24 protein-coding genes are annotated in these 22,552 nt (G+C 69.6%); 10 read left to right on the top strand and 14 right to left on the bottom strand.

Features of this window, described 5'->3' with window-relative positions; genetic code table 11:
* Nucleotides 1-681: 681 nt before the first annotated feature.
* Together ACZ61C_RS14810 and ACZ61C_RS14805 are read right to left on the bottom strand one after the other, a co-directional pair.
* Entirely contained in the window at nucleotides 682-1,287 is a 606-nt protein-coding gene (locus ACZ61C_RS14810; protein ID WP_465306751.1) for an SCP2 sterol-binding domain-containing protein, read from the bottom strand.
* 10 nt (nucleotides 1,288-1,297) lie between these two features.
* A complete protein-coding gene (locus ACZ61C_RS14805) occupies nucleotides 1,298-1,960 on the bottom strand; it encodes an SCP2 sterol-binding domain-containing protein (protein WP_465306749.1) in 663 nt (220 codons plus the stop codon).
* A 126-nt stretch (nucleotides 1,961-2,086) separates the two neighbouring features.
* On the opposite strand from ACZ61C_RS14805, the gene ACZ61C_RS14800 reads away from it, so the two are divergent.
* Nucleotides 2,087-2,743, top strand: a complete 657-nt coding sequence (locus ACZ61C_RS14800) for a TetR/AcrR family transcriptional regulator (RefSeq protein WP_247016531.1) — start codon at nucleotides 2,087-2,089, stop codon at nucleotides 2,741-2,743.
* Here ACZ61C_RS14800 and ACZ61C_RS14795 read toward each other — a convergent pair.
* Together ACZ61C_RS14795 and ACZ61C_RS14790 are read right to left on the bottom strand one after the other, a co-directional pair.
* Entirely contained in the window at nucleotides 2,735-3,565 is an 831-nt protein-coding gene (locus tag ACZ61C_RS14795; RefSeq protein ID WP_465306747.1) for a MaoC/PaaZ C-terminal domain-containing protein, read from the bottom strand. The genes ACZ61C_RS14800 and ACZ61C_RS14795 overlap by 9 nt on opposite strands.
* 3 nt (nucleotides 3,566-3,568) lie before the next feature.
* Entirely contained in the window at nucleotides 3,569-4,903 is a 1,335-nt protein-coding gene (locus ACZ61C_RS14790; RefSeq protein ID WP_465306745.1) for a 3-oxoacyl-ACP reductase, read from the bottom strand.
* A 92-nt stretch (nucleotides 4,904-4,995) separates the two neighbouring features.
* Here ACZ61C_RS14790 and ACZ61C_RS14785 point away from each other — a divergent pair, with 92 nt between their 5' ends.
* Nucleotides 4,996-6,285, top strand: coding sequence for an acetyl-CoA C-acetyltransferase (locus tag ACZ61C_RS14785; RefSeq protein WP_465306743.1), 1,290 nt, complete (start codon nucleotides 4,996-4,998; stop codon nucleotides 6,283-6,285).
* 52 nt (nucleotides 6,286-6,337) lie between these two features.
* Here ACZ61C_RS14785 and ACZ61C_RS14780 read toward each other — a convergent pair whose 3' ends face one another.
* The gene (locus ACZ61C_RS14780; RefSeq protein ID WP_465306741.1) at nucleotides 6,338-6,889 is read right to left on the bottom strand and encodes a DoxX family protein; all 552 of its coding nucleotides are present in this window, start codon (nucleotides 6,887-6,889) and stop codon (nucleotides 6,338-6,340) included.
* 177 nt (nucleotides 6,890-7,066) lie between these two features.
* Between ACZ61C_RS14780 and ACZ61C_RS14775 the strand changes: the two genes are divergently transcribed.
* The 4 genes from ACZ61C_RS14775 to ACZ61C_RS14760 all read left to right on the top strand — a co-directional run bounded on the left by ACZ61C_RS14775 (nucleotide 7,067) and on the right by ACZ61C_RS14760 (nucleotide 10,692).
* Nucleotides 7,067-7,801 (top strand): MerR family transcriptional regulator, encoded by a 735-nt coding sequence (locus ACZ61C_RS14775; RefSeq protein ID WP_465306739.1) that lies wholly within the window; start codon nucleotides 7,067-7,069, stop codon nucleotides 7,799-7,801.
* Nucleotides 7,802-7,955: 154 nt separating this feature from the next.
* On the top strand, nucleotides 7,956-9,146 hold the full coding sequence (locus ACZ61C_RS14770) for an AAA family ATPase (RefSeq protein WP_465306737.1): 1,191 nt from the start codon (nucleotides 7,956-7,958) through the stop codon (nucleotides 9,144-9,146).
* Nucleotides 9,147-9,407: 261 nt separating this feature from the next.
* Nucleotides 9,408-9,557, top strand: a complete 150-nt coding sequence (locus ACZ61C_RS14765) for a hypothetical protein (RefSeq protein ID WP_364275848.1) — start codon at nucleotides 9,408-9,410, stop codon at nucleotides 9,555-9,557.
* A 220-nt stretch (nucleotides 9,558-9,777) separates the two neighbouring features.
* Nucleotides 9,778-10,692: a bifunctional helix-turn-helix transcriptional regulator/GNAT family N-acetyltransferase gene (locus ACZ61C_RS14760; RefSeq protein WP_465306734.1), complete on the top strand. Its 915-nt coding sequence runs from the start codon at nucleotides 9,778-9,780 to the stop codon at nucleotides 10,690-10,692.
* Here the strand turns inward: ACZ61C_RS14760 and ACZ61C_RS14755 are convergent.
* Entirely contained in the window at nucleotides 10,689-11,264 is a 576-nt protein-coding gene (locus ACZ61C_RS14755) for a peroxidase-related enzyme (RefSeq protein ID WP_465306732.1), read from the bottom strand. The genes ACZ61C_RS14760 and ACZ61C_RS14755 overlap by 4 nt on opposite strands.
* Nucleotides 11,265-11,325: 61 nt before the next feature.
* On the opposite strand from ACZ61C_RS14755, the gene ACZ61C_RS14750 reads away from it, so the two are divergent.
* Both ACZ61C_RS14750 and ACZ61C_RS14745 read left to right on the top strand, forming a co-directional pair.
* Nucleotides 11,326-11,607 (top strand): hypothetical protein, encoded by a 282-nt coding sequence (locus tag ACZ61C_RS14750; RefSeq protein ID WP_465306730.1) that lies wholly within the window; start codon nucleotides 11,326-11,328, stop codon nucleotides 11,605-11,607.
* A gap of 19 nt (nucleotides 11,608-11,626) precedes the next feature.
* A complete protein-coding gene (locus ACZ61C_RS14745; RefSeq protein ID WP_465306728.1) occupies nucleotides 11,627-12,226 on the top strand; it encodes a hypothetical protein in 600 nt (199 codons plus the stop codon).
* Here ACZ61C_RS14745 and mctP read toward each other — a convergent pair.
* On the bottom strand, nucleotides 12,223-13,881 hold the full coding sequence (gene mctP, locus ACZ61C_RS14740; protein WP_465306726.1) for a monocarboxylate uptake permease MctP: 1,659 nt from the start codon (nucleotides 13,879-13,881) through the stop codon (nucleotides 12,223-12,225). The genes ACZ61C_RS14745 and mctP overlap by 4 nt on opposite strands.
* Complete coding sequence (locus ACZ61C_RS14735) at nucleotides 13,878-14,156, bottom strand: DUF3311 domain-containing protein (RefSeq protein WP_465306724.1); 279 nt, start codon at nucleotides 14,154-14,156, stop codon at nucleotides 13,878-13,880. The genes mctP and ACZ61C_RS14735 overlap by 4 nt, the downstream gene beginning before the upstream one ends.
* Before the next feature lie 188 nt (nucleotides 14,157-14,344).
* Here ACZ61C_RS14735 and ACZ61C_RS14730 point away from each other — a divergent pair, with 188 nt between their 5' ends.
* Nucleotides 14,345-15,961 (top strand): alpha/beta hydrolase, encoded by a 1,617-nt coding sequence (locus ACZ61C_RS14730; protein WP_465306722.1) that lies wholly within the window; start codon nucleotides 14,345-14,347, stop codon nucleotides 15,959-15,961.
* Between the two features lie 116 nt (nucleotides 15,962-16,077).
* Complete coding sequence (locus ACZ61C_RS14725) at nucleotides 16,078-16,350, top strand: helix-turn-helix domain-containing protein (RefSeq protein WP_465306720.1); 273 nt, start codon at nucleotides 16,078-16,080, stop codon at nucleotides 16,348-16,350.
* Nucleotides 16,351-16,363: 13 nt separating this feature from the next.
* Here ACZ61C_RS14725 and ACZ61C_RS14720 read toward each other — a convergent pair whose 3' ends face one another.
* From ACZ61C_RS14720 to ACZ61C_RS14695, 6 genes are all read right to left on the bottom strand, one after another.
* Complete coding sequence (locus ACZ61C_RS14720) at nucleotides 16,364-16,942, bottom strand: EndoU domain-containing protein (RefSeq protein ID WP_465306718.1); 579 nt, start codon at nucleotides 16,940-16,942, stop codon at nucleotides 16,364-16,366.
* Between the two features lie 31 nt (nucleotides 16,943-16,973).
* Nucleotides 16,974-18,254, bottom strand: a complete 1,281-nt coding sequence (locus ACZ61C_RS14715; RefSeq protein WP_465306716.1) for a hypothetical protein — start codon at nucleotides 18,252-18,254, stop codon at nucleotides 16,974-16,976.
* Entirely contained in the window at nucleotides 18,248-18,853 is a 606-nt protein-coding gene (locus ACZ61C_RS14710) for an ABC transporter ATP-binding protein (protein ID WP_465306714.1), read from the bottom strand. Before ACZ61C_RS14710 ends, ACZ61C_RS14715 begins: the two co-directional genes overlap by 7 nt.
* Nucleotides 18,850-19,725, bottom strand: a complete 876-nt coding sequence (locus ACZ61C_RS14705) for an LLM class F420-dependent oxidoreductase (protein WP_465306712.1) — start codon at nucleotides 19,723-19,725, stop codon at nucleotides 18,850-18,852. The genes ACZ61C_RS14710 and ACZ61C_RS14705 overlap by 4 nt, the downstream gene beginning before the upstream one ends.
* A 13-nt stretch (nucleotides 19,726-19,738) precedes the next feature.
* Nucleotides 19,739-20,575, bottom strand: a complete 837-nt coding sequence (locus tag ACZ61C_RS14700) for a TIGR03621 family F420-dependent LLM class oxidoreductase (protein WP_465306710.1) — start codon at nucleotides 20,573-20,575, stop codon at nucleotides 19,739-19,741.
* Nucleotides 20,576-20,653: 78 nt separating this feature from the next.
* A complete protein-coding gene (locus ACZ61C_RS14695) occupies nucleotides 20,654-22,474 on the bottom strand; it encodes a phosphoenolpyruvate carboxykinase (GTP) (RefSeq protein WP_465306708.1) in 1,821 nt (606 codons plus the stop codon).
* Nucleotides 22,475-22,552: the final 78 nt, after the last annotated feature.

Below are 22,552 nucleotides of genomic sequence, written 5' to 3'. Positions count from 1 at the left end.
ACGAGATTCCGTTGCGCCGGTCCTCCAGTAAGCCGAAGTCGACCGGCGCAACGCGACTTGCCGACCCGCCCCTTCACCAACACTACGGAAAGGCGAAGCCCCTCAAGAGCCGCCCCGCCCACTTCAGCTTCCGCCACGACAGCACGTGGACGGACCATCCCATCTCGCGATTGGGCCGTGCCGGACTCGCGTCCGAGTACGGGATCGTCATTTGTGATGGGCGACACATTTGCAGGAGGGAACCTGGTGTTGCACCTCGTGTTACACCTCGCCGGGCGCGTGCCCATGCCACCGGGTGCGCGCAAGCCCCACTCTGGGGCGCCTCACTGAGGCGTCCCAGACCCCACCGTGCCCAGGGAAAGCCAGCCGACTAGCCGGTAAGCAGACGCCGGCCGACTTTCCCCTTCAGAACCCCCACCAGCGCAAACCAGTCAGGAGTTCCTATGGTCAAGTCTAAGCGCCCGAAGCGGGGTTCGCGGACCCGTAACGCCATCATCACGCGTTCCAGGAGGCCGGCACAGGTCACCGGACGGGTGAGCGGAGAGCCCAGCTGGCCGGCGTCGTTCGCCTGCGGCGCGCTCTACTCCCTGGGGAAGAAGGCGGCCGACTGGCTCATCGAGTGGCTGCAGTCGCTCCTCTAGCCGGCCGGGCATGACGCGTAGGCCGGCGTGCTCCGTCGGCCTACGCGTCAGACGGCTTGGGGATGTCGAAGTAGCTGGAGAACCGCACAGCCGGCGCGTACTCGCCCTTCACCTTCACCCGGCCCGTCACGAACATCGCCGCCACCGCTGCGTTGCCTGTGGCCATCCGGATGAAGTCGTCCACGGACAGGGTGATCGTCGTGTCTGGGGTGCGGGATAGGTCGGAGCTGGAAACGCACACTCCGTCCTCGATCACCGTCTGGAAACGGTCGTAGCCGTCTTCGCCGGTTCCCTCGGAAAAGCGCCAAGAAACCACGAAATCCACGTGGCGTGCTCGTTCCGGCAAGAAATGCTCCGACATTCTACGGAAGATCTCGTCCAGGAACACAGAACGCAGCTCGGCATGAGAAGCGATCGCCTTCAGCTGGTCGCGGGAGGCTCGACGAACCACGTCGACCAGGACGTCCGTGGACAGGGAGCTCAGCTCGATGCCCGCTCCCGACTCGCCCAGCATGTGGAGGGTTTCCAGGACCTGGATGAACTGCTGAGCCGTCAAGTTGGCGATGACCAGCTTGTCCGCGAACGCGTTGACCGCGTGGCCGGGGCGAACACCTCGGGAACGGCGCCACTTCGGTTTTCGGGGCACGGGGACGAGACTATCCCGGGTGGGGGAGGTCGAAGAAACCGATCAGGCCCGCCGCGAAGGCCAAATCGCCCTTGACCTTGATTCTTCCCGTGACGAACAACACCGCCGGCGTCGCCTGGTGGGTGATCAGCCGGAAGAAGTCCGCCGGGGCGATCGTGATCGTCACCCTGGGGGCCGAGCGCATGTCGCGGCTCACCGTGCACGAGCCGTGTGAAATCACCGTCTCGTAGCGGTCGTAGCCGCCTTCGCCGAGGCCGCCCGACATGCGCCAATGGACGACCGCGTGCAGGTCGCGGGCTCGGTCGGGGCGGATGTGGGCGCCCATGCGGGCGAAGATCTCGGCCAGCACCCGCTCGCGCAGGGGCCGCTCCGCGACGACGCTCTCGAGCTGCGCGCGCGACGCCGAAGACACCAACGACGCGAAGCGCGCCGGGTCGACCTTGCTCAGGTCGAACGCGGGGGCACGCGAAGCCAGCGTGAGAAGCGCCTTCAGAAAGCGGCGGAAGTCGTCCTTGCCGAGTTCGCGGGGGTTCACCGCGTCGGCGAGGGTGTTGACGTCGAGGGTGTGCGCCTCCGGGCCGACGGGGTCGAGCCGCTCCAGGGCGTCGAGCAGCGCCGTTCCGCGGAGGTTCGCGACCTGATCTGCGCTGGTCATCCCGGCGTTGTCGGCCATGGTCACTCCCTCTCAAGTTACTCACCCGTAGGCTACCCGCCAGTAGGTAGGCGGGCAAGCGTGCCGAAATCACCCTCCCGGGGCAACGCCCGGTACCGTCTCCGGGCAGCAACAGGGAGGTCCAGCGTGTCAGAGGATGATCAGCGTCCGCCGGAGCGGGCCCGGCGGCTGCCGCGCGCGGTGCGCGAGCGGCAGATCTTGGACGCGGCCGTCCAGGTTTTCTCGCGCCACGGCTACCACGCGGCCTCGATGGACGAGATCTCCGACGTCGCCGGGGTCTCGAAGCCGATGATCTACACCTACCTCGGCTCGAAGGAGGACCTGTTCGGCGCGTGCATCCGCCGTGAGGCGACGCGGCTGCTCGAGGCCATCCAGGCCGGCGTCCAGCCCGACCTGCCGCCGGACATGCAGCTCTGGCACGGCCTGCGGTCCTTCTACCGCTTCGTCGCGGAGTACCGCGAGTCGTGGACGGTCCTGCACCGCCAGGCGCTGACCGTCGGCGGGACGTTCGCCGCGGAGATCACCGACATGCGGGCACGCGCGATCCAGCTGGTCGCGGCGCTCGTCGTATCCGCGGGCACCCGCAAGGGCGTCGGCGAGCAGGCCGAGTTCTCCGGCGAAGGCCTGTCCGCGGCGCTGGTCGGGGCGGCCGAGTCGCTGGCCGACTGGGCCCTCGACCACCCCGACATCTCCGACGGCGTGCTCGCGTCGTGGCTGATGAACCTCGTCTGGCTCGGCTTCAACGACCTCATCGAGGGCGAGGTCTGGAAGCCGTCAGAGTGAGGTGATCGTCCCCTCGAGGTGGGGCTTCGCCTTGCTCCACAGCTCGAACGCCCAGCCGTCGCCGTCGGCCCACGTCGTGAAGCCCGCCTTGGCCGGCAGCAGCACCGGCTGCTTGAAGCGGACGTCCACAGTGAACGCCGACGGCAGCCGGCCCTCGAACGCCGCCAGTGCGTGGGCCTTCGTCCACATCCCGTGGGCGATCGCGCGAGGGAAGCCGAACAGGCGCGCCGTCAGCGGGTGCAGGTGGATCGGGTTGCGGTCGCCCGACACCTCCGCGTACCGCCGGCCGATGTCGCCCGGCACTCGCCAGATCGCGTCCGGGGTCGGGGGCGCCAGCTGGTCACGCCGCGAAGAAGCAGAGCCGCCGCCGCGACGCAGGTACGTGCTGACGTCGGCCCACACCAGGTCGTCCCCGGCCCAAGCTTCGCTGACGACGTCGAACTGACGCCCCTTCTCGTGCGGACGCAGGTTCTCCGCGCGCACCCGGATCGTCAGCGGCTCGCCCAGCCGCAGCGGGCGGTGCTGCGTGATCCGGTTCGCCACGTGGACCATCCCGAGCAGCGGGAACGGGAACTTCGGCTCGGTCATCAGCGCCATCTGCAGCGGGAACGCCAACATGTGCGGGTACGTCGCGGGCAGCTCGTCGCTCAGCCGGAAGCCGCAGACCGTGTTGTACGCCGCCAGGTGTGCCGAGTCGACGACGACGCCCGTGCGCACCAGCTCCGTGTCGGGCAGTGAAGAGCCCGTTTTGCGAAAGCCCAGCAGGGCCTTCGGGTACAGCGTCGCCAGGCTGGGCGTGCTGTCGAGTTCGCGGATCGCCACTCCTCACGCTCCCAGCAGGGCCTGGCCGCAGACGCGGACCACGTTGCCGTTCACCGCGGCCGACGCCGGGTTCGCGTACCAGGCGATCGTCTCGGCGACGTCGACCGGCAGGCCACCCTGGCCGAGGCTCGACAGCCGGCGGCCGGCTTCGCGGATGAACAGCGGGACCGCCGCCGTCATCTTCGTCTCGATGAACCCGGGCGCGACCGCGTTGATCGTGCCGCCGTACGCCGCGAGCTGCGGCGCGCCGACGTTCACCATGCCGATGACGCCCGCCTTCGACGTCGCGTAGTTCGCCTGGCCGACGTTGCCGGCGATGCCCGCGATCGACGAGACGCCGATGATCCGGCCGTTCTCCCGCAGGATCTTGTCGCCGAGCAGCTTGTCGTTCACCGCCAGCTGCGACGCCAGGTTCACGGAGATCACCGAGTCCCACGCGCTTTCGCTCATGTTCCCCAGCGTCTTGTCGCGTGTGATGCCCGCGTTGTGCACCACGACGTCGACGCCGCCGTGACGCTCCTTCAGGTACTCCGCGAGCTTCGCGGGCGCGCTCGGCGAAGTGATGTCGAGCTGCAGCGCCGAGCCGCCGACCTTGTTGGCCACCTTCGAGAGGTCGCCGCCCTGGGCGGGGATGTCGAGCGCGACGACGTGCGCGCCGTCGCGGGCCAGGACCTCCGCGATCGCCGCGCCGATGCCGCGGGACGCGCCGGTGACCAGGGCGACCTTGCCGTCGAGGGGCTTTTCCCAGTTCGCGGGGGCATCAGCCGTCTTGCCCTCGACGCCGATCCGGATGACCTGCGCGTCGACGAACGCGGACTTCGCGGAGAGCAGGAAGCGCAACGTCGACTCGGTCGCCTCTTCGGCGCCTTCGGCGACGTACACGAGCTGAGCCGTCGCGCCGCGCTTCAGCTCCTTGCCGACGGAGCGCACGAAGCCCTCGAGAGCGCGCTGGGCGATCCGCTCACGGCCGTCGGCCTGCTCCGGCGGGGTGCCCAGGACGACTACCCGGCCGGACGGGCCGACGCTGCGGATCACCGGGTGGAAGAAGTCGTAGACCTCGCGCAGGCGCGAAGGGTCGGTGACGCCGGTGGCGTCGAAGACGAGCGCCGCGTGCCGGTCACCCGAAGCGGTGACGACGTTGATGCCCGCGTCCGCGAGCTGGTCACGCACCTTCTTCTCCAGCCGGCCGCCGGGCGCGGCGCCGAGAAGTGCGGGACCCTCGAGGGCGGGTTGCCCGGGCTTGAACCGGCGCAGCGTGGCGGGGTTGGGCAGGCCGAGCTTCGGCACCACGAACTTCCCCAACGGGGTTTTCGTGAACTGCTGGTACCTGTCAGCCATCGGTTGCCTCCCGTGCAGTCTGCGTCACGTCGCAGTCTAACCTACTCGCTAGTAGGTTACAGTGTGAGGGACACGACCAGAGAGGTGAAGTCATGCCGCCGAGGAAAACTCCCGCTGTACGCAAGGTCGCGATCATCGGGGGCAACCGGATCCCCTTCGCGCGGTCCAACGGCCCGTACGCGAAGGCGTCGAACCAGGACATGTTCACCGCCGCGCTCGATGGTCTGGTCAGCCGCTTCGCGCTGCAGGGCGAGGTGATCGGCGAGGTCGCGGCCGGCGCCGTGCTCAAGCACTCGAAGGACTTCAACCTCGCCCGCGAGAGCGTGCTCGGCAGCAAGCTCTCGCCCGCGACACCCGCGTCCGACGTCCAGATGGCGTGCGGCACCGGCCTGCAGGCGATCGTCAACGTCGCCAACAAGATCGCGCTCGGCCAGCTCGACTCGGCCATCGCCGGCGGTGTCGACACCACGAGCGACGCGCCCCTGGCCGTCAACGAGGACCTGCGGCAGATCCTCATCCAGCTCAACGCCGCCAAGACGCTCGGCGACCGCCTCAAGCTCGTCGCGAAGATCCGCCCGGGCCACATCGTCCCGGCGATCCCGCGCAACGAAGAGCCGCGCACCGGCCTCTCGATGGGCGAGCACGCCGCGCTGACCGCGAAGGTCTGGGAGATCACCCGCGAGGCGCAGGACGAGCTGGCCGCGGCCAGCCACCAGCACCTCGCCGCCGCCTACGACCGCGGGTTCTTCGACGACCTCGTGACGCCGTTCCTCAAGCTCGCGCGCGACCAGAACCTGCGCGCGGACTCGACCGCCGAGAAGCTCGCCAAGCTCAAGCCGGCCTTCGGCGGTCCCGAAGGCACGATGACCGCGGGAAACTCGACGCCCTTGACCGACGGCGCGTCGACGGTCCTGCTCGCCACCGACGAGTGGGCGAAGGCGCACAAGCTGCCGGTGCAGGCGTACCTGACGTTCTCGCAGACCGCGGCCGTCGACTACGTCCACGGTGACGAGGGCCTGCTGATGGCGCCCGCGTACGCCGTGCCGCGGATGCTCTCGCGCGCCGGGCTTTCGCTGCAGGACTTCGACTACTACGAGATCCACGAGGCGTTCGCGTCGCAGGTGCTGGCCACGCTCAAGGCGTGGGAGGACCCGGCGTTCGCCAAGGAGAAGCTGGAGCTGGACGAGCCGCTCGGCTCGATCGACCGGACGAAGCTCAACGTCAACGGCTCGTCGCTGGCGGCCGGGCACCCGTTCGCCGCGACCGGCGGCCGGATCGTCGCGACGCTGGCGAAGCTGCTGCACGAGAAGGGCTCGGGCCGCGGCCTGATCTCGATCTGCGCGGCCGGCGGCCAGGGCGTCACCGCAATCCTGGAGAAGTAGCAGGCGCGAAAAGGGCCGCCCCTCGCGAGGGGCGGCCCTTTTCGCGTCTGTGTCAGCCAGGCAGCTTCTTCTGTGCCCGCTTCGCGAGCTTGTTCGCGCGCTTCTCGGCCTTGCGGCTGAGCTTTCCCGCCGCGCTGCTCACATCCCTGCTGACGTCCTTCGCTGCGTGCTTCGCGCGCCACGCCGCTGACGGCTTCCCGTGCGTGTCGGCGACGGCGAGCATCAGGCCGCCGGCCATGCTCGCGTTCTTGAAGAACTGGATCTGCTGCTTCTGCTTCTCTTCCGGGTCCTTGATGGTCCAGAAGCTGTGCGCCGCCAGTGTGGTCGGCACCAGGCTGCCGAGCAGCAGCCCGGCTGCGAGCCGAGGCGCCTTCCCGGTGGCGAGCGCGAGGCCGGCACTGATCTTGACGGCGGCGTCGATGCGGACGAGCGTCACCGGGTCCCGCGGAACCTGCTCGGGGACGACGTCACCGACCTTGTCAAAAGCGCCCTTGAGGAACGGTTCCGCCGCCTTCGCGTGCCCTTCGGCGTGCCTCAGCGCATTGATCCCGCCGGTCACGAACATCGCTGCCAGCAGGGGACGTGCCAGTCGACGGAGTATCACGGTCGTTGCCTTCCTCGTACGGGCCGCTGCCTGATCGAACCTACTCGCTGAGTGCCCGCTCGGCCCGCGCTCGAACCCTCATCGGTGTTTCTGCGCGAATCTCGTGTCGATGCTAGAGAGCGCTAGAAAGCCTTAGCGCTTGACCTTGACGTTGCGTCAACTTCTAGGGTCAAAGCCATGGAGTGGTCGATCCAGGACATCGCCCGTTCGGCCGGGACGACGAGCCGGACGCTGCGCCACTACGGCGCGGTCGGCCTGCTCGAACCCAGCCGGATCGGCAGCAACGGCTACCGCTACTACGACGAGCAGGCGCTCGTCCGGCTGCAGCGGATCCTCCTGCTGCGCGAGCTCGGCCTCGGGCTCCCGGCGATCGCCGGCGTCCTGGACGGGCAAGGGGACAGGGTCACCGCGCTCGAGACCCACCTGGAGCTGCTCGAACAGGAGCGGCGGCGGATCGACCGGCAGATCGGCTCGGTCCGCACCACGCTACGGAAGCTGAAGGGAGGTGAACGACTGATGGCAGAAGAAGTCTTCGACGGCTTCGACCACACGAAGTACGAGAAGGAGGTCACCGAGCGCTGGGGCGCTTCGGCGTACGCGACGGGCGACCAGTGGTGGCGCTCGCTGTCCGCCGAGGAGAAGCAGGCGCACCAGCAGGAGCAGCAGGACATCGCCGCGGCCTTCGGGTCGGCCCACTCGGCCGGGCTCGCGGCGGACGCCGACGATGTCCAGGCGATCGCGGGACGGCTGCACGCGTGGCTGCGACCGGCGGTCCGAGCGGTGTCCGCGGGCTACTTCGCGGGCCTGGGCCAGCTGTACGTCGACGACCCGCGCTACGGGTTCGAAGGCCCGGGTGCGGAATTCGTGCGCGACGCGATGAAGATCTACGCGGAACGGAACCTGAGCGAGTAGCGCTACGTCGTAGTGCGCGCTGGGGGTAGGGACGAGCAGGGCTGCAGACCTGTTCGTCTCTATGTACGGCCATCCGGTCGAACCTCGACGACACGCGCTAGGCGTGTATGGCCGAATATCGGCTCCGCGCTAGATACGCCGATAACTTGGCAGAGTGGACCCCATCCGCAACCCCTTCGCGCCGGGCGCCGGGCAACGGCCGCCCGAGCTGGCCGGCCGCGAGCGTGAGCTCAAGGCGTTCGAAGTGGTGCTGGAGCGGGTCGCGCGGGGGAGACCCGAACGCAGTCTGGTGCTCACCGGGCTGCGCGGGGTCGGCAAGACCGTGCTGCTCGGGGAGCTGCGCGCGATGGCCGTCCGGCACAAGTGGGGCGCGGGCAAGATCGAGGCGCGGCCGGACGCCGAGCTGCGGCGGCCGCTGTCCGCCGCGCTGCACCGGGCCATCCGGGACCTCGCGGTGCGGCACCGCGCGCCGGACCGCGTCGAAGAGGTGCTCGGCGTGCTGAAAGCGTTTGCGCTGCGGGCCAACAAGGCCGACGCGAAGCTGCGTGACCGCTGGCAGCCGGGCATCGACGTGCCCGCCGCGCAGGGCCGCGCCGACTCCGGCGACATCGAAATCGACCTCGTCGAGCTCTTCACCGACGTCGCCGAGCTGGCCGCGGACGTCGGCACCGGCGTCGCAGTGTTCATCGACGAGATCCAGGACCTCCAGCCCGACGACGTCTCCGCGCTCTGCGCCGCCTGCCACGAGCTGTCGCAGTCCGGGGCGCCGCTGGTCGTCGTCGGCGCCGGGCTGCCGCACGTGCCCGCGGTGCTCTCGGCGTCCAAGTCGTACTCCGAGCGGCTCTTCCGCTACGCGCGCATCGACCGGCTCGACCGCGAAGACGCCGACTTCGCCGTGATGGCGCCGATCGAACGCGAGGACGCCGGCATCGAGCCGGAAGCGCTCGACGCGCTCTTCGACGCCTCCGGCGGCTACCCGTACTTCATCCAGGCCTACGGCAAGGCGGCCTGGGACGCGGCGCCGTCCGACCCGATCACCGTCAAGGACGTCCAGGTCGCGGCGCCCGAGGCGGAGTCGGAGCTGGCGGTCGGCTTCTTCGGGTCGCGCTACGAGCGCGCGACGCCTGCCGAGCGGGAGTACCTGCAGGCGATGGCCGAGCTGACCCAGGGCCGCGACGAACCCGCCGGCACCGCCGACGTCGCCGTGTTCCTCGGCCGGAAGCCGTCGTCGCTGTCGCCGGCGCGCGACAGCCTGATGAAGAAGGGCCTCGTGTTCTCGGCCGAACGCGGGCAGATCGCCTTCACCGTGCCGCACTTCGGCCACTACCTGCTCAGCCGCGACTGACCTGGGCTTTTCCGGCTGTCTCGCGGTCTATGAGCTTACCTAAGTCTGTATTGGAAAATTGCTAGATATAAGTAGATAGCCCGATGAGGTTGCTCCGCCGTGACGGCCGCCACCCTCGATCTCTCCGGCGCTTACCCAGATTTGCCGATGATTCATCGGCGAGTGCGCCACATCACCGGACATTCGTTGGATTCCTTGTGAAAAAAGGTGCATACTAGAGGCACAAGCCACCCAGAACCCTCGAAGGGGATGCAGAAACCGATGAACAACATCGCCGCCAAGCTCCGTGCCCGTCGCGCCGAGGCTCGCACTCGCCGGGCGCTGAACCGGGCGATCGACACCGCCGCGACCGCGACGGTCCGTCAGGAACTCATCGCGATCTCCCAGGCGCGCTCGGGCTACATGCGCTGACCTCTCACCCCGTGGCGGTCGCCCATTAGAGTGACCTATGCCACATAGTGTGCGAGGTGTAACGCCGCGCTAAGTCGCGTCGATACCCACTACGACCCCGTGATGCTGGCGGACCCCCGACCTGGCAGCATCGCGGGGTTTCCCATGTCCGGAACCAGGTTGCGGCCGCTGGCTCGGCGAGTAATCTTTGACTTCGTCAACGAGTTTGTTGAGGTGGTCAATGAACGACGAACGGGTCGCCGCGGTCCGGGCTTTCAACCGGCTCTACACCGGGGTCATCGGAGTGCTCGACGAAGGCCCGGCCGACGCCGAGTACTCCCTGCCGGAAGCGCGCGTGCTCTTCGAGCTCGCGCAGCAGGACCCGCTGGCCGTCACCGACCTGCGGAAACGGCTCGACCTCGACGCCGGGTACGCCAGCAGGCTGCTCGGGCGCCTCGAGTCCCGCGGCCTGATCTCCCGTGAACGCTCCGACGAGGACGCCCGGCGCCAGCTCGTCCGGCCGACGCCGGCGGGCCGCGCCGCGTTCGCCCTCCTCAACCGCCGGTCCACCGAGCAGATCGGCGGGCTGCTCAGCCGGTTCGACGACGAACAGCAGCAACGCCTGCTGGCCGCCATGCGCACCATCGGCGACGTCGTCGGCGACCGCCCGCGCGACCCCGTGCTCGTGCTTCGCCCACCACGACCGGGTGACCTCGGCTGGGTGGTCGAACGGCACGGCGCCCTCTATGCCCGCGAGTACGGCTTCGACGTCCGGTTCGAGGGGCTCGTCGCCCGGGTCGTCGCGGACTTCGCGGTTCGTGACGACCCTCGCCGGGCGTTCTGGATCGCCGAGCTCGACGGCGAGCGCGTCGGCAGCATCGGCTGCGCGCCCGGGCCGGACCCGGACGTCGCGAAGCTGCGGCTGCTGCTCCTCGAGCCGTCGGCGCGCGGCCACGGCGTGGGCCGGCGGCTGGTGACCGAGTGCGTCGAGTTCGCCCGCGGCCACGGCTACCGCGCGATGGAACTGGCGACGGTGTCGATCCTTGACGCCGCCCGCGCGCTCTACCGCGGGGCCGGGTTCCAGCTCGTCAGCGAAGCGGACTTCGACACCTGGGGGCCGAAGCTGACGGAAGAGATCTGGCGCGTCGAGTTCTAGCGGGGCACGCGGCCGAGCAGGAAGAACTCCGGGTTCGGGCGCAACGCGGTCAGGTGCGCGAGCCGGTTCGACATCGCGAACAACGCCGTGATCGCGCCGACGTCCCAGATCTCGTCTTCGGTCAGGCCGGCGTCGCGCGCGGCGTCGAGGTCGTCTTCGCCGAACAACGCCGAGTCCTGCGCCAGGGCGAGCGCGAGGTCGACGATCGCGCGGCCGCGCTCGTCCAGCTCGACCTGCCACGGGTTGCTCGACACGCGGTCGGCCAGCTCCGGGTCCTTCGCGCGGATGCGCAGGATCGCCCCGTGCGCGACCACGCAGTAGGTGCAGTGGTTGGCGCCCGACGTCGCGACGATCACGAGCTCGCGTTCGGCCTTGCTGAGTCCGTCGGAGCGTTCCATCAGGGCGTCGTGGTAGTCGAGGAACGCGCGCAGCTCGGCCGGCCGGTGGCCGAGCGCGCGGAAGATGTTCGGCGTGAACCCGGACTTCTCCGCGATCACGCCGACCCGCTCGCGCAGGTCGTCGGGCAGGTCTTCGAGTTCCGTCACCGGGAACCGGCTCACCGCTTCGCTCATACTCCTCACGCTAGCCGTGTCGATTCCCGGACGGCGTGCCGCGTGTCGGGCGCTGGACCGGATGCTTGCGCTGTACGAGGATCTGCGGCCGTCCGCCGTCGTCCGGTTGAACCGGGCGATCGCGCTTGCTGAGGTCGACGGGCCGCGGGCTGGGATCGCGGAGCTGGAACGGCTGGGTGCTGAGCTGGCCGGGCACCTGCCGCTGCCCGCCGCGCTCGGGGCGTTGTCCTTGCGAGCGGGCGAGCACGCCGCCGCGGCCGCGCACTACCGGCGGGCGCTGACGCTGCCGTGTTCCGAGCCGCAACGACGGTTTCTCGAGCGACGGCTGGCTGCCTGCACCTGATTCCTGGTTGGCTTGGCTCGTGACGGACTACTGCGAGCGCGTCGCTTCCGGGATCTGGGGAGAGCCGCTCAACAGTCTCAGCAACCTCGCCTTCCTCCTCGCCGCCGTGCTCGTCTGGCGGGCGGCCGCCGGGAACCGGACCGGGCGGCTCCTCGCCGTGCTGATCGGGGTCGTTTTTGCCGCCAGCACCGTCTTCCACCTGCTCGCGACACGGTGGGCAGGCGCTGCCGACTCGCTGAGCATCCTCGTTTTTGTGCTGGTCTACGTCGTGCTGTTCGCGCGCGTGTTCTTCCGGTGGCGGTGGGCGTGGCTCGCCGCGCCGATCTTCCTCGGGTTCACCGTGGTCACCGCCTTGCTGGGCGGTGGGCTCTACCTGTCCGCGTTGATCGGGCTGTTCCTCTTCGCCGCGCTGCTCGCCATCCGCCGTGACGGCTACTGGACGCACTTCGCCGTCACGGGCGCCGTGTTCGCGTTGTCGCTGAGCTTGCGCACGCTCGACCGGGACGTGTGTGACTACGTCCCGGTCGGCACGCACTTCCTCTGGCACCTGCTCAACGGCCTGGTGCTCTACCTCGTCTCGCGCACGATGATCCGGCGCTTGACGTCCACAGTGGACTAGTGAGCCGCGCCGATCGGGCGCAGGTCCTTGTCGTGCTCGTCGGCCAGGTAGTCCGCAGGGTTGGTGTCGTCGGTGCCGTTGAACACCTTCATCTGGCGCGCGATCACCGTCACGACCGCGGCGACCACCAGGTTGGCGATCAGCGCCACGAACCCGACGTAGATCTGGACCAGCGAGCCCGAGAACGGGTGCCAGCCGAAGATCGACAGGTTGCCGAGCGACAGCGCCGAGCCGCCGAAGTGGAGCTTTCCGTTGGCCGGGTTGGGGATGCCGTACAGCATGATCAGGCCCCAGCCGATGCCGACGACCCAGCCCGCGATCAGGCCCCAGCGGTGGAACCAGCGCGTGTACAGCGCGAGCGCGACCGCCGGCAGCGTCTGGAGGATGAGCACGCCGCCGATCAGCTGGAGGTCGATCGAGAACTGCGGGTCGATCAGGATGATGACGGCGACCGCTCCGAGCTTCACGACCAGCGAAGCGAGCTTCGCCTGCTTCGCCTCGTCCGCCGGGGTTGCGTTCTTGCGGATGTACTCCTTGTAGATGTTGCGCGTCCACAGGTTGGCCGCGGCGATCGACATGATCGCGGCCGGCACCAGCGCGCCGATGCCGATCGCGGCGAACGCGATGCCGGCGAACCACGACGAGAACTGGTTGTCGAACAGCACCGGGACGATCGTGTTGCCGTCCGGCTTGCCGGTGGCCGCGTTGGTCAGCGGCTTGACGCCCGCCGTGATCGCGACGTACCCGAGCAGCGCCAGCAGGCCCAGCACCAGCGAGTACGCCGGCAGCGCGACCATGTTCTTCTTGATGACGCTGCGGCCGCGCGAGGCCAGCACGCTGGTCAGCGAGTGCGGGTAGAGGAACAGCGCGAGCGCCGAACCCAGCGCCAGCGTCGCGTACTGCAGCTGGTTGTTGGCGTTCAGCAGGATCGAGCCGGCCGGCTTGCCGGTGGCCGGGCTCGGCGTGCCGAGCTTCGCCGCCGCCGTGTCGAAGATGTGCGACCAGCCGCCCAGCTTCGAGGGCAGGTAGATGATCGCCACGAGGATGACGATGTAGATCAGGATGTCCTTGACGAACGCGATCAGCGCGGGCGCCCGCAGGCCGGACTGGTAGGTGTAGACCGCCAGGATGATGAAGGCGATCAGCAGCGGCAGGTGCCCGACGATGCCGGAGCCGTTGATGCCCATCGTCCGCAGCACGGCTTCGAGGCCGACCAGCTGCAGCGCGATGTACGGCATCGTCGCGACGATGCCGGTGATGGCGATCAGCAACGCGAGGATCGGCGAGCCGAAGCGGCCGCGCACGAAGTCGGCCGGGGTGACGTACCCGCGCACCCGCGACACCGACCACATCCGCAGCGCCGGGAGCAGGACGATCGGGTAGACGACGATCGTGTACGGGAGCGCGTAGAGGCCGAGCGCGCCGGCGCTGAACACCAGCGCGGGCACCGCGACGAACGTGTACGCCGTGTAGAGGTCACCGCCGAGCAGGAACCAGGTGATCCACGAGCCGAACTTGCGGCCGCCGAGGCCCCATTCGTCCAAGTGGTCCAGCCCGCCGCCGCGCTGCCAGCGCGCCGCCATGAACCCGAGCACCGTGACCAGCAGGAACAGAATCGTGAAGATGATCAGTTCGGGCCACTGCAGGTTGCTCATCGAGCGTCCCCCTCGTCCAGGTCGTCGACGCTCAGGCGGTCCGGCGCCTCACCGGCGGGCTTGTCCCGGGTCATCAGGTAGACGACCCAGGTGCTCAGCACGCCGACCGCCACCATCAGGAACTGGAACCAGTAGAAGAACGGCATCCCGAACAGCCGCGGACCGTCCATGTTGAACAGTGGCGTGACCAGGACCAGCAGCGGAACGATCAGGAGCAGGTTCCACGGGTTGAACGGCTTCCGGGGCACCTTCCCGCCTTGCTTCACAGTCGACATCGGACCTCACCTAACACTCCCGTAACCGACCGTCCGACCTTAGAACCTGGCTGACGGGACGTCACGTCTGTCCGATATCGATTTGATCGCCACGCACCGCGTTGCCGACCAACGTCGGTTGCCCCGCCCTTACCCGCCCTATAGGAATAGCGCGACTCCACTACGTGAAATCCCAAAGGGGCAACTGTATGACACGACTTCGCTACGCGGTGGTGATCCCGGCGGTCGCCGGCACCCTGCTGGCCGGGTTCACGCCTGCGTTCGCAGGTCAGGAGGCGGCGCGCACGCAGCCGCTGAACTCCACGAACATCCCGGCGCAGTACGCGAACCAGAAGCTCGACTGGCACAAGTGCGCAGTCCCCTCCGAGCTGCCGACGGCTCCGCCCGCGGGCGCCGAGGACATGGAGTGCGCGACCTACAAGACGCCGCGCAACTGGTACCAGGCCAACGCCCAGATCGACCTGACGATCGCGGTCAGCCGGCTGAAGGCGACCAAGGACGCGACGGCCAGCGTTGTCACCAACCCCGGCGGCCCGGGCGCGCCCGGCCGCAACTTCCCGGCCCGGCTGCGCAACCAGCCGAAGCTGCGGGAGCACCAGGAGATCGTCGGGTTCGACCCGCGCGGCACCGGCAAGAGCACGAACATCACGTGCGGCGGCGCCATCGGCACCGGCTCGGACCTGGACCCGCGTGACCGCGACCGGGCGAACCTGAACCTGATCCTGCAGGCGACGAAGTACGCGGCGCAGTCGTGCCAGGTGAAGTCCGGCGAGCTCGGCCCGCTGATCAACACCGACCAGACGGTCAAGGACATCGACCTGCTGCGTGTGCTGCTCGGCCGCGACAAGATCAACTGGGTCGGCTACTCGGCGGGCACCTGGATGGGCGCGCACTACGCGCAGGCCTACCCGACGCGCACCGGCCGGTTCGTCCTCGACTCGTCGACGGAGTTCACGACCACCTGGCAGAAGTCGTTCGACTGGCAGCCGCTCGGCTTCGAGCGCCGCTTCCGGTCCGACTTCCTCCCGTGGATGGCGAAGTACGACAAGCTCTACCACTTCGGCACCACCGGTGAAGCCGCTCGCCAGACCTACGAGCAGGTCCGCTACGCCCTGACCCAGGGCGCGGTCACCCTGCCCGACGGTTCGAGCGTGTCGGCCAACGGCCTGGACGCCTTCATCGCGTCGCAGATCTACTCGAAGCGCGCCTTCCCGGGCCTGGCGGACTACCTGGTCAGCGTCCGCACGCTGACCCAGGGCACGGCGTCGGCGCAGGCGAAGTCCTCGGCCGCGCAGAAGGCCAAGGCCGCCGACAAGAGCACCGTCACCTACGGCCCGCAGCCGCTGATGGTCCCGGCCGACGGCGACTCCTACGACGCGTCGTTCTGGAGCATCCCCTGCAACGAGGGCCCGTGGACCGGCACCCCGAACAGCGCGATCAAGGACTCGCAGAAGCTGATCGACAAGCAGCAGCCGCTGCTGGGCGCGGGCTGGTTCATCCAGCCGTGCCTGTTCTGGAAGAAGACCCCGGCGCCGCTGCCCGTGCTCAACGGCAAGGGTGTCCCGCCGGTGCTGATCGTCGAGTCGGAGCACGACCCGGCGACGCCGATCGAGGGCGCGCGCCGCGCGCACAAGGCGTTCGACGGTTCGCGGATGCTGACGATCACCGGCGAGGGTGACCACGGCATCTACGCCGGCGGCAACGCGGGTGTGGACAAGGTCGTGGAGGCCTACCTGGTGGACGGCGTCGTGCCGAACGACCAGAGCCTGCCCGGCATGCCACTTCCGGTGCCCCCGGGCGCCTGACACCACAAGAAGTAGTGGAGCCCCCGCCGAACGGACGTTCGGCGGGGGCTTTTCCACACCTGTGCACAGAGTTGTCCACAGGCAGTGGATAACCGGGTGGTATTAGAATAGACGCCATGGTTCGAGTGCCACTGACGGACGAAGAGCGCGAACGGGGCGAGCGCCTCGGCCAGGCACTGCGGACGGCACGCGGCGGCCGGAGCATGGTCGAGGTCGCGGGGGAGGCCGGGATTTCGGTGGAGACGCTCCGGAAGATCGAGACCGGGCGGATCCCGACTCCGGCGTTCTTCACGGTGACGGCGATCGCGGACGCCGTGGGGCTGTCGTTGGAGGAGCTGCGGGCGGTTGTCGCGCCGGCTGGGTCGTCGCCGCTTTCCCAGGCGAGCTAGGTGCGTTCGACCGCTAAACCGGGCGTAACTGGGTCAGGATGTGCTCGCGGTCGTTGAGGAACGCGCACGCCGGGACCGGGAGGTCGTAGCTGTTGAGCAGCTTTTCGAAGTCGGAGAACTCGTCCGCTGACAGGTTCAGGCCGAGCTTGACCGCGTGGGCGCACAGGACGTCGGCCAGTTCCTCCCACTCGCCCGACCACAGCAACGTGCGGTAGTGCGTGTAGTTCTCCGGGGAGAGCCGGTCGGCCAGGCAGGTCAGGACGCTGTCGGCGAAGAAGCTGATCCGGTTCTCCTTGAGGTCCGCGACCGTCGGGTTCGCCGGGTCGCGGGCCGTGTCCGGGTTGCGGACCACTCCCGGGCCGGCCACCGGGTACGCCGTGTGGACGTTGCCGTCCTCCTCGACCAGCACGACCAGGTGGACGTTGAACCGCTCGCCCGCGCAGCGACAGCGGCCGTTCAGCTGCTGCCGGCGCGCCTCGCCCGGGTCGTTCGCGACGTCCTTGACCACCGCGATGATGTGCTCGTCGCTCCAGCCGGCCGGGAACTCGCTCGTCGCCCTGCGACCCACCCCCGGTGCGTGCCCGCCGCCCACTGGCTGCTCCCTTCGTCGCAACGAGCGTAGGTCAAATGCCGAGGGAGAGCATCACGATCCCGAGAACCTGCAGGTCGAGGCCCCGGAAGAGCTGGCGGACGAGGTTGGCGGGCATCGGGCCCATCGGCGTGTCGACGAACGCCGGGTTGCCGTAGTCGACAGCCTTGCGGGTGACCGTGCGCAGGATCGAGAGCACCGACAGCGGCACGGCGAGCCACGCCGGCCCGGCGAACGACGTCCCGGCGGCCAGCGTGACGGCGAACAGGACCACCGCCCAGAGCAGGCCGGCGCCGGTGAGCACCAGGCCGTGGGTCAGCACCAGCTCGCGGTTGGACGTCGCCAGCCAGCGGCGGCGGCCCGGGTTGCGCCAGAGCTCGCCGAGCCCGGCGCCGAACGGCGTGAGCGCGACGTACGCGCCGATGCCGATCAGGACCGCACCCGGCATCGTCGGCAACGCGATGTGCGCGACGACGACCGCGAAGGTGACCAGCGCCGCCGCGCCCGCGTAGCGGAACCGGCCGAGCGTGCCCGCCCAGGCCAGGCGCAACGCCGTCGGGCGGCGCAGCGAGATCCGCCCGATCGGCGCGGACGGCGGGAGCAGCATCATCGGGTCGAGGAACGTGACGGCGACCGAGCGCAGCACCCGGCCGTCCCACCCGCCCAGCAGCGCGGCGCGGCCCGCGCGCGAGACCGGCTCACCGCCGAACGCCAGCGGGACCGCCGCCACCAGCACCGCGGCCGCGACGAGCTGCACGGTCACCGGGCCGAGACCGAGCGCGGCGATCACCAGCCCGAGCACCGCGAGCACCAGCGGGCCGAGCGCGTCGAACCCCAGCGCCGTCCGCCGGGCGGAGGCGAACGCCGTCACCGCGGTCGCGACGACCACCGCGATCGCCGCGCGCCACTGCTCGATGCCCGCCCCGCCGACGGCGAGCAGCAGCGCGGCCAGGTAGCCGGTCACCACGACCACGCCGGTCCAGGCGCCGAGCAGCCGCAGCGTCACGACGCGGCCGCGGTCGACCGGCGCGAAGTCGAGCCAGGTCAGCTCCGCCGGCTCGACCCACGCGAACCCGCGGCGCAGCAGGCCGCGCCAGCCCACCGCGCAGCAGAGCGTCAGCAGCCCGAGCACCGCCGGGAAGTCCACCCGCGCCGAGCCGTAGACCGCCGGGCGCCACGCGTCGACGTGGAAGAACGCGGTGAACAGGAACCCGAAGCCGAACAGGAAGACGAACGACGCCGTGTCGCCGCTGAAGATCCCGCCGAACCGTTTGCGGCCCGGGATCCGCATTCGGCGAGGCGCGAGCGTCACCACAGCTCGAGGACGCTGTCCGCGGCTTCCAGCAACGGCGGGTGGTGCGTCGCCACCACGACCGCCGCGCCCGCCGCCGTCGACCGGCCGATCACCTCGACCAGCCACTCCTTGCCCGCGGTGTCGAGCGCGCGCTCCGGCTCGTCGAGCAGCAGCACCCGGTGCGGGCGCGCGGTGACGCCGAGCAGGAGCAGCCGTCGCCGCTGGCCCGCGGAGAAGTGCCCGGCCGTGACGCGCATGCGCTCACCCAGGCCCGCGTCGCGCAGCAGCTCTTCGTGGTCACCGAGGTCGGCGCCGAACGAACCGGAGAGCAGCTCGAGGTGCTGCAGCGGGGTCAGCTCGGCGAAGAAGTCGGAGTCGTCGAACAGCACCGACACCTTGCGGCGGAACTCGACGTCCCGCTCGTCCGGGAGCCGGCCGTCGACGAGCACGCGCCCCCGCTGCGGGGTCTGCATGCCGTAGAAGCAGCGCATCAGGGTCGACTTGCCGACCCCGTTCGGCCCGACGATCGCCGCGCACTCGCCGGGGTCGACGGAGAAGTCCAGGTCGTCGAACAGCCAGTGCTCGCCGGCCCGGACGCCGATCCCCTTCGCGTCGATCACCGGAGTGCTTCGATCACCGGCGCGAACTGGGTCATGTTCTGCTCCAGGACGGTGTAGTAGGTCAGCCCGAACCGCTCGCGGTGCGCGTGGAGCTGCTCGGCGACCTCCTTGGCCGAGCCGACCAGCGCGGTCGGCAGCTCGGCGAGCTGCTCGACGTCCAGCACGCCCTTGGTCTGCTTCGCGAGCTCGGCCAGAGCGCCCGCGCGGTCGTCGGTGATGTGCACGAAGTGGCAGAGCAGGTTGAACTCCACCTCGCGGCCGCCGAGCTTCGACCGGACGAACTCGACGCGCTCCTCGATCTCCGCGGCGCTCGCCGGGGCCAGCGCGCCGCCGTCCGGCGTCTTGGCCGCGCCGGTGAAGCCGATGATGTCGGCGTGCTCGGCCGCCAGGGTCAGGAGCCGGTCGCCGCGGCCGGCGAGCAGCAGCGGCGGCCCGGCGGGACGCACCGGCGCCGGCTTGTGCTCGGGGTCGGCATACGCCCGCTTCAGCTCGAGGATCGCGCGTTCGAGGTGGTCGACGCGCTCGCGGGCCGGCGGGAACGGCATCCCGGCGGCCTCGAACTCCTCCTTGACGTACCCGGCGCCGAGCCCGAGCTCGAGGCGGCCGCCGCTGAACTGGTCGGCGCCCGTGACGTCCCGGGCGAGCAGCACCGGGTTGTAGAACGGCGTGTTCAGCACGAAGGTGGTGAGCCGGGCCCGCTCGGTGACCTCGGCGGCGAGCACCAGCGCCGGGAACGGCGGCGCCATCCCCAGGTGGTCCGCCGCGCCGATCACGTCGAAGCCGAAGTCCTCGGCCTTGCGGCACTTCTCGACCCACCCCGCGCGGTCGTCGGGCACGTGCATGTTCACACCGAAGCGGAAGTCCCCAGTCATACCGACAACGTACTCAGCGGAGCTTCTCGATTACCGGTGCCAGCCGGGTCAGGTCGTCTTCGACCACGGTGAAGTAGCTGACGCCGAGGGTCTCCCGCGTGCGCAGCAGCTGCTCGGCCGCCGCTTCGGCCGAGCCGATGACGACGGTGGGCAGCTCGCCGAGCTCATCGGCGCCGAGGTGCGGAACGAGCCCGTGGGCCGCTTCGAGCGCCGTCCGGCGGTCATCGGTGATCCGGATGAAGTGGATGAGCAGGTTGAGCTCGGCGTCCCGGCCGCCGAGCGCTTGCTTCACGAAGTCCACGCGCTCGGCGAGCGCGGCGGGACCGGCCAGGGCGAGCCGTCCCTCCGCCGCGCCGGGGGCGGTGCCGGTGAAGGCGATGGTGTCGGCGTGCTCGGCCGCGAAGGTCAGCATGCGGTCGCCGCGCCCGCCGAGCAGGAGCGGCGGCCGGGGCTCCTGCGCGCGCTCGAGTTCGGTCACCGCGCGGACGACCCGGTCGAACCGCTGCCCGGCGGTGCCCCACTCGATCCCGGCGGCTTCGAACTCCGCTCGGACGTACCCGGCGCCGATCCCGACCTCGAGGCGGCCGCCGGTGAACTCGTCGAGCCCGGCGAGGTCACGGGCCAGCAGCACCGGGTTGTGGAAGCTCGCGTTGAGGACGTACGTGTTCAGCCGGACCCGTTCGGTGGCTTCGGCGGCGAGCAGCAGTGCGGGGATCGGCGCGACCCGCCCGAGGTGGTCGACCACGCCGACGACGTCGTAACCGAGGTCCTCGGCCTGACGGCACTTGGCCACCCATCCGGCCCGGGAACCGGGCGCCACCAAAGCCACGCCGAAGCGGAACGGTCTCATGGCGCGAACCTACCGGGCGCAGGAAGAAGGGGACGCCTCCCGGATGCGGCCGGAAGGCGTCCCCTTCTGCATGAGGGACTAGCTGAGGCGCTGGGCCAGCGCGTCGAGCTCGTCACGCAGCGAGGTCGGGACCTCGCCGATCTTCTGGAACCATTCCTCGATCAGCGGCAGCTCCTCGCGCCACTCCTCGGGCTTGACGTCCAGGGCGGCCTGGATGTCCTCGATCGGCTCGGTGAGGCCCTCGGTGTCGAGGTCCTCGGCGCGCGGCACGAAGCCGACCGGCGTCTCGACGGCGTTGCCCTTGCCCTCGACGCGCTCGATGACCCACTTGAGGATCCGCGAGTTCTCGCCGAAGCCCGGCCACAGGAACCGGCCGTCGTCGCCGCGGCGGAACCAGTTGACGTAGAAGATCTTCGGCAGCTTGTTCGCGTCGGCGTTCTTGCCGAGGTTCAGCCAGTGCTTGAAGTAGTCACCGGCGTGGTAGCCGAGGAACGGCAGCATCGCCATCGGGTCGCGGCGCACGTTGCCCACCGCGCCGGCGGCCGCGGCCGTCGTCTCCGACGACATCGTGGCGCCCATGAAGACACCGTGCTGCCAGTCGCGGGCCTCGTTCACCAGCGGCACCGTCGTCTTGCGACGGCCGCCGAAGAGGATGGCCGAGATCGGCACGCCCTTCGGGTCGTCCCACTCCGGCGCGAGGATCGGGCACTGCGACATCGGCGTGCAGTAGCGCGAGTTCGGGTGCGCGGCCTTCTCGTCGGAGTCGGGCGTCCAGTCCTGGCCCTTCCACGACGTCGCGTGGGCGGGCTGGTTCTCCATGCCCTCCCACCAGATGTCGCCGTCGTCGGTCAGGGCGACGTTCGTGAAGACCGTGTTGCCCTTCTCGATCGTGCGCATGGCGTTCGGGTTGGTGTGCCAGTCCGTGCCCGGCGCGACGCCGAAGAAGCCGAACTCCGGGTTGACCGCGTACAGGCGGCCGTCCTCACCGAAGCGCATCCACGCGATGTCGTCACCGAGGGTCTCGGCGCGCCAGCCCGGGATGGTCGGCTGCAGCATGGCGAGGTTGGTCTTGCCGCAGGCGCTCGGGAACGCGGCCGCGACATAGTGGACCTTGTCCTCGGGCGAGATCAGCTTGAGGATCAGCATGTGCTCGGCGAGCCAGCCCTCGTCGCGGGCCATCACCGAGGCGATGCGCAGCGAGTAGCACTTCTTGCCCAGCAGCGAGTTGCCGCCGTAGCCCGAGCCGTAGCTCCAGATCGCGCGCTCTTCGGGGAAGTGCGAAATGTACTTCGTCGTGTTGCACGGCCAGGAAACGTCCTTCTCGCCCGGCTCGAGCGGGTGCCCGACGGAGTGCAGCGCCGGCACGAATTCACGCTCGCTGCCATCCGGCGCGACGAACTTGTCGAGGGCCGCCTTGCCCGCGCGGGTCATCACGCGCATCGAAGCGACAACGTAGGCGAAATCGGTGATTTCGATACCCAGCTTGGGATTCTCGTCGGCGAGGGGACCCATGCAGAAGGGGATGACGTACATCGTGCGGCCGCGCATCGAGCCCCGGAAGAGCTCGGTCATGGTGGCCTTCATCTCGGCCGGGTCCATCCAGTTGTTGGTGGGACCGGCGTCCTCGGGACGCTCCGAACAGATGAAGGTCCGGTCTTCGACGCGGGCGACGTCGCCTGCGTCGGAAGTGGCCCAGAAGGAGTTGGGCTTCGACTTGAGCTGCACGAACGTCCCGGCCTCGACCAGCTCCTGGTTGATCCGGGCGGCTTCTTCGTCTGACCCGTCGACCCACACCACGCGGTCCGGGTTGGTCAGCTCGGCGACCTCCCGGACGAAGGACAGCACGCCACTGTGCGTCGTCGGCGCGGTGTCCAGTCCGGGGATGGCGACTGCGGTCATCTCTACTCCTGACTTCCGACGACAAATGAGCCCGCACCGGGAACGACGCTGTTCCGGTGCGGGCTTCATTGCCTGCGG

It is taken from the genome of Amycolatopsis sp. NPDC104587 (assembly GCF_055583645.1).
The sequence above is the reverse complement of the archived record's forward strand: the minus strand, read 5'-3'. Positions and strand labels throughout refer to the sequence as shown.